The following is a 1,112-nucleotide window of genomic DNA, read 5'->3' as shown; positions in this document are numbered from 1 at the left end:
CGATCTCGGCGTCGATCTGCTCGTCACCACCGGCGGTGCATCGGCCGGCGACCACGATCTGGTCAAAGGCGCGCTGGAAGCCGAAGGCACCACGATCGCGTTCTGGAAGATCGCGATGCGGCCGGGCAAGCCGATGATGCACGGCCATCTCGGCCCGATGCGGGTGATCGGCTTGCCCGGCAACCCAGTGTCGTCCTACGTCTGCGCAGTGCTGTTCATGGTGCCGCTGATCCGCGCGCTGTGCGGCATGAGCGAGCCAAGGCATGTCCGCGAACCGGCGCTGCTCGGCGCGGACCTTTCTGCCAACGATCAGCGCGAAGACTATCTCCGCGCCACGCTGTCGCACGACCAAACCGGACGGCAGATCGCCACTCCGGTCGACAGCCAGGATTCGTCGCTGCTGGCGCGGCTGGCGACCGCGGAAGCGCTGATCGTGCGTCCGGCTTTCGCGCCGGCGGCACCGGCCGGTTCACCCTGCGTCATCCTTAAGCTCCCGCTATAGCGACCCGTGAAAATCCTAGATTTCGATTAAGAGGTTGCGGAACACACCCCGAACAGATAGTGTCCGTTCATGATTTGTTTTCGAGATTCGGCGACGATGACGCTCTCACAAGGGCTCGTGGCCCGAACCGGAACGCACCTCGAACCGGCACATCATCGCCGACTGGGGATTTGCCGATGCTGACGCGCAAGCAGTTTGAGCTGTTGAAATTCATCAACGAGCGACTGAAGGAAGCCGGCGTGCCGCCGTCCTTCGACGAGATGAAGGATGCGCTCGACCTCCGTTCCAAGTCCGGCATTCATCGCCTGATCACCGCACTTGAAGAGCGCGGTTTCATCCGGCGGCTGCCCAATCGCGCCCGCGCGATCGAAGTCATCAAGCTGCCCGACACCGGCGGGATGCCCGGCAACAGCCGGCGCGGTTTCACCCCGAGCGTGATCGAAGGCAATCTCGGCAAGGTGCGGCCGCCGAGCCCGGCGCCGGCCGAGGATGACCATGATCGCGGCAGCGTCGCGGTGCCGGTGATGGGCCGGATCGCAGCCGGTACGCCGATCGAAGCCCTGCAAAGCCGCAGCCACACCATCAGCGTGCCGGCCGACATGCTCGGCAG

General features: G+C 64.8%; 2 protein-coding genes. Both read left to right on the top strand.

Going from position 1 to position 1,112, the window contains the following annotated elements; all coding sequences use genetic code 11:
• Positions 1-502 (top strand): molybdopterin-binding protein (locus DYI24_RS26980; protein ID WP_246701390.1); only part of this gene is annotated, 502 nt, incomplete at its 5' end.
• A gap of 176 nt (positions 503-678) precedes the next feature.
• A partial coding sequence (locus DYI24_RS26975; protein WP_502706389.1) for a LexA family protein occupies positions 679-1,112 on the top strand: 434 nt, incomplete at its 3' end.

It is taken from the genome of Rhodopseudomonas sp. BR0C11 (assembly GCF_010820945.1).
GTDB lineage: Bacteria > Pseudomonadota > Alphaproteobacteria > Rhizobiales > Xanthobacteraceae > Rhodopseudomonas > Rhodopseudomonas palustris_H.
The sequence above is the reverse complement of the archived record's forward strand: the minus strand, read 5'-3'. Positions and strand labels throughout refer to the sequence as shown.